Here is a 5389-nt window from a genome sequence, read left to right as displayed (position 1 = left end):
AAAAGAGTTGACAAAGGCTTGGAGGAGTAGTTATATTAGTCAAGCGGTCGAGAGCAAGCGAAGCGAAAGCGGAGCGAACCGAGACGGCAAGCACCTAGAGAAAAGAATAGTTTGAGAGCCAGAATAGCACTTATAAAGCGTTAAAGCAAATGAAAGGTTGCTTATCGAGGGAGTAAGACCTGAGATAAGTGGTCGAAGAGAACCAGAACGAGAGTTTTGGGAGCCGAAAAGGACTCAACAGTTATTTAATTAAGTTTAGGTAACAACATGGAGAGTTTGATCCTGGCTCAGGATGAACGCTGGCGGTCTGCTTAACACATGCAAGTCGAACGGTGTCTTCGGACATAGTGGCGGACGGGTGAGTAACGCGTGAGAATCTACCCTCAGGATGGGGACAACAGTTGGAAACGACTGCTAATACCCGATGTGCCGAGAGGTGAAAGAAATTCGCCTGAGGATGAGCTCGCGTCAGATTAGCTAGTTGGTGAGGTAACGGCTCACCAAGGCGACGATCTGTAGCTGGTCTGAGAGGATGATCAGCCACACTGGGACTGAGACACGGCCCAGACTCCTACGGGAGGCAGCAGTGGGGAATTTTCCGCAATGGGCGAAAGCCTGACGGAGCAAGACCGCGTGGGGGATGAAGGTTTGTGGATTGTAAACCCCTTTTGTCAGGGAAGAACACAATGACGGTACCTGACGAATAAGCCTCGGCTAACTCCGTGCCAGCAGCCGCGGTAATACGGAGGAGGCAAGCGTTATCCGGAATTATTGGGCGTAAAGCGTCCGTAGGTGGTTTAGAAAGTCTGCTGTCAAAGGCTGGGGCTTAACTCCAGACAGGCAGTGGAAACTACTAGACTAGAGTGCGGTAGGGGCAGAGGGAATTCCCAGTGTAGCGGTGAAATGCGTAGATATTGGGAAGAACACCGGTGGCGAAAGCGCTCTGCTGGACCTGTACTGACACTGAGGGACGAAAGCTAGGGGAGCGAAAGGGATTAGATACCCCTGTAGTCCTAGCCGTAAACGATGGAAACTAGGTGTTGCCCGTATCGACCCGGGCAGTGCCGTAGCTAACGCGTTAAGTTTCCCGCCTGGGGAGTACGCTCGCAAGAGTGAAACTCAAAGGAATTGACGGGGGCCCGCACAAGCGGTGGAGTATGTGGTTTAATTCGATGCAACGCGAAGAACCTTACCAGGGCTTGACATGTCGCGAACCTTCTTGAAAGGGAAGGGTGCCTTCGGGAGCGCGAACACAGGTGGTGCATGGCTGTCGTCAGCTCGTGTCGTGAGATGTTGGGTTAAGTCCCGCAACGAGCGCAACCCTCGTTTTTAGTTGCCATCATTAAGTTGGGCACTCTAGAGAGACTGCCGGTGACAAACCGGAGGAAGGTGGGGATGACGTCAAGTCAGCATGCCCCTTACGTCCTGGGCTACACACGTACTACAATGCTACGGACAAAGGGTTGCAAGCTAGCGATAGCAAGCTAATCCCATAAACCGTGGCTCAGTTCAGATTGCAGGCTGCAACTCGCCTGCATGAAGGAGGAATCGCTAGTAATCGCAGGTCAGCATACTGCGGTGAATACGTTCCCGGGCCTTGTACACACCGCCCGTCACACCATGGGAGTTGGCCACGCCCGAAGTCGTTACTCCAACCGAAAGGAGGAGGATGCCGAAGGCAGGGCTGATGACTGGGGTGAAGTCGTAACAAGGTAGCCGTACCGGAAGGTGTGGCTGGATCACCTCCTTTTAGGGAGACCTACCCGCTCTTATATTGAAAGCACACAGCAAATAGATAAAGAGTTGGTCATCCCAAGGTCGTTCGCTTATAAGTGTTAGGTTCTCAAACTAAAGTCTAGGTGTGGGGACATGGGCTATTAGCTCAGGTGGTTAGAGCGCACCCCTGATAAGGGTGAGGTCCCTGGTTCGAGTCCAGGATGGCCCACCTTAGAGAGTGCGAAAGCACAACAAGGGGGTTTAGCTCAGTTGGTAGAGCGCCTGCTTTGCAAGCAGGATGTCAGCGGTTCGAGTCCGCTAACCTCCACTGAGGACATAGCCAAGAGATTTTCAGCTATGGGTAGATACAAGATTCTTCAGCAACTTATCTTGAGTTAAGAGCAAGAGAGCCTGCTGAAGTAATATTCAGCTAGAACCTAGAAAACTGCATAGTTTAGTTATTTGTCAGGTAGAAGGTTAACAACTTTTCTTCAGACGTTATTCATCCGATTGTAAAAGGTTGGTTGATTGAGCGGATGCTAGAGGTTTGTTAATAGTCACAGACACCAATGTAGAAATTGTTGTGGTCAAGCTACAAAGGGCTGATGGTGGATACCTAGGCACACAGAGGCGAAGAAGGACGCGGTTACCGGCGATACGCTTCGGGGAGCTGGAAGCAAGCATTGATCCGAAGGTTTCCGAATGGGGCAACCCTAAGTACGGCTGGTTGAATATATAGACCAGCGCGAGCGAACGCAGCGAATTGAAACATCTTAGTAGCTGTAGGAAGAGAAAACAAACGTGATTCCCCTAGTAGCGGCGAGCGAAGCGGGAAGAGCCTAAACCAGTGGTTTATACCATTGGGGTTGTGGGACAGCGACATGGAATCTAGCGGCTAGACGAAGCACTTGAGTGGTGCACCAGAGGAGGTGAGAGTCCTGTAGTCAAAAGCTTAAAGATACTAGCTGAATCCCGAGTAGGTCGGGGCACGTGGAATCCCGATTGAATCAGCGAGGACCACCTCGTAAGGCTAAATACTCCTGTGTGACCGATAGTGAACCAGTACCGCGAGGGAAAGGTGAAAAGAACCCCGGGAGGGGAGTGAAATAGAACATGAAACCATCAGCCTACAAGCAATGGGAGGTCGATTTAACGACTGACCGTGTGCCTGTTGAAGAATGAGCCGGCGACTTATAGGCACGGGTAGGTTAAGACGAGAATGTCGGAGCCAAAGCGAAAGCGAGTCTGAATAGGGCGATAATCCGTGTTTATAGACCCGAACCCCGGTGATCTAACCATGGCCAGGATGAAGCTTGGGTAACACCAAGTGGAGGTCCGAACCGACCGATGTTGAAAAATCGGCGGATGAGCTGTGGTTAGGGGTGAAATGCCAATCGAACCGGGAGCTAGCTGGTTCTCCCCGAAATGTGTTGAGGCGCAGCGGTAGTGATTATAGCTGGGGGGTAAAGCACTGTTTCGGTGCGGGCTGCGAGAGCGGTACCAAATCGAGACAAACTCTGAATACCCAGTGCACACACTACCAGTGAGACGGTGGGGGATAAGCTTCATCGTCAAGAGGGAAACAGCCCAGACCACCAGCTAAGGTCCCCAAATCACAACTGAGTGATAAAGGAGGTGGGAGTGCAGAGACAACCAGGAGGTTTGCCTAGAAGCAGCCATCCTTAAAAGAGTGCGTAATAGCTCACTGGTCAAGCGCTCCTGCGCCGAAAATGAACGGGGCTAAGTTGTGTACCGAAGCTGTGGGATTAATTAATTAATCGGTAGGGGAGCGTTCCGTAGTAGTTAGAAGCATTAGCGAAAGCAGGTGTGGACGAGACGGAAGTGAGAATGTCGGCTTGAGTAGCGAAAACATTGGTGAGAATCCAATGCCCCGAAATCCCAAGGTTTCCTCCGCAAGGCTCGTCCACGGAGGGTTAGTCGGGACCTAAGGCGAGGTCGAAAGACGTAGTCGATGGATAACAGGTCAATATTCCTGTACTAGTTTGAATTTGTGCAGAGGGACGGAGAAGGCTAAGCCAGCCGGATGTTGGTTACCGGTTCAAGCGTTCGAGGTGATGAGGGACGGCGAAAACGTCCTGAGCTGAGGCGTGAGTACGAGGGGATACGTCCCCGAAGTGGTTGATGTCAAGCTTCCAAGAAAAGCTCTAAACACGTTAAGTTCAAACTACCCGTACCCTAAACCGACACAGGTGGGAAGGTTGAGAATACTAAGGGGCGCGAGATAACTCTCTCTAAGGAACTCGGCAAAATGGCCCCGTAACTTCGGGAGAAGGGGTGCCACCGAGAGGTGGTCGCAGTGAAGAGTCCCAGGCGACTGTTTACCAAAAACACAGGTCTCCGCTAAGTCGCAAGACGATGTATGGGGGCTGACGCCTGCCCAGTGCCGGAAGGTTAAGGAAGTCGGTCAGCGCAAGCGAAGCTGGCGACCGAAGCCCCGGTGAACGGCGGCCGTAACTATAACGGTCCTAAGGTAGCGAAATTCCTTGTCGGGTAAGTTCCGACCCGCACGAAAGGCGTAACGATCTGGGAGCTGTCTCGGAGAGAGGCTCGGCGAAATAGGATTGTCTGTGAAGATACGGACTACCTGCACCTGGACAGAAAGACCCTATGAAGCTTTACTGTAGCCTGGAATTGGGTTCGGGCTTTGCTTGCGCAGGATAGGTGGGAGGCTATGAGATGTTTCTTGTGGGAAGCATGGAGCCAACGGTGAGATACCACTCTAGCAAGGCTAGAATTCTAACCTTAAGCCGTCATCCGGCTGAGGAACAGTTTCAGGTGGGCAGTTTGACTGGGGCGGTCGCCTCCTAAAAGGTAACGGAGGCGCGCAAAGGTTCCCTCAGGCTGGTTGGAAATCAGCCGAAGAGTGTAAAGGCATAAGGGAGCTTGACTGCAAGAGTTACAACTCAAGCAGGGTGGAAACACGGCCTTAGTGATCCGACGGCGCTGAGTGGAAGGGCCGTCGCTCAACGGATAAAAGTTACTCTAGGGATAACAGGCTGATCTCCCCCAAGAGTTCACATCGACGGGGAGGTTTGGCACCTCGATGTCGGCTCATCGCAACCTGGGGCGGTAGTACGTCCCAAGGGTTGGGCTGTTCGCCCATTAAAGCGGTACGTGAGCTGGGTTCAGAACGTCGTGAGACAGTTCGGTCCATATCCGGTGCAGGCGTAAGAGCATTGAGAGGATTCTTCCTTAGTACGAGAGGACCGGGAAGAACGCACCGCTGGTGTACCTGTTATCGTGCCAACGGTAGACGCAGGGTAGCCATGTGCGGAGCGGATAACCGCTGAAAGCATCTAAGTGGGAAGCCCACCTCAAGATGAGTGCTCTCATGGGTTAACCCAGTAAGGTCACGCGAAGAACACGCGTTAATAGGCTGTAGATGGAAGTGCAGTAATGTATGAAGTCGAGCAGTACTAACAGACCGAGGGCTTGACCTCAATACATTGGTGAGTATGACGAAATTAACTAAACTATGCAGCCTTCTGGGTTTTAAGGAGTAGGAAACCCAACAAGTTTCCTGGTGCCTATGGCGCGGTGGAACCACTCTCATCCATCCCGAACTGAGGTGTGAAACGCTGTTGCGGCGAAGATAGTTGGGGGGTAGCTCCCTGCAAAAATAGCTCGGTGCCAGGTTTATATTACGAAAAGG

The 5389-nt window shown here is 52.0% G+C and carries 2 tRNA genes and 3 rRNA genes; all 5 read left to right on the top strand.

Going from position 1 to position 5389, the window contains the following annotated elements:
• Window positions 1–264: 264 nt before the first annotated feature.
• The 5 genes from ACR6Z4_RS31960 to rrf all read left to right on the top strand — a co-directional run bounded on the left by ACR6Z4_RS31960 (window position 265) and on the right by rrf (window position 5373).
• Window positions 265–1750 (top strand): 16S ribosomal RNA (locus tag ACR6Z4_RS31960).
• Window positions 1751–1871: 121 nt separating this feature from the next.
• Window positions 1872–1945, top strand: a tRNA-Ile gene (locus ACR6Z4_RS31955).
• A 26-nt stretch (window positions 1946–1971) separates the two neighbouring features.
• A tRNA-Ala gene (locus ACR6Z4_RS31950) sits at window positions 1972–2044 on the top strand.
• 257 nt (window positions 2045–2301) lie between these two features.
• Window positions 2302–5177, top strand: a 23S ribosomal RNA gene (locus ACR6Z4_RS31945).
• Between the two features lie 79 nt (window positions 5178–5256).
• Window positions 5257–5373, top strand: a 5S ribosomal RNA gene (gene rrf / locus ACR6Z4_RS31940).
• Together the 16S, 23S and 5S rRNA genes with 2 tRNA genes alongside form the textbook arrangement of a ribosomal RNA operon.
• Window positions 5374–5389: the final 16 nt, after the last annotated feature.

This window comes from Calyptranema fuscum S582 (assembly GCF_055793305.1).
Note: the sequence above shows the minus strand (reverse complement) of the source record. Positions and strands in the feature narration are given on the sequence as shown.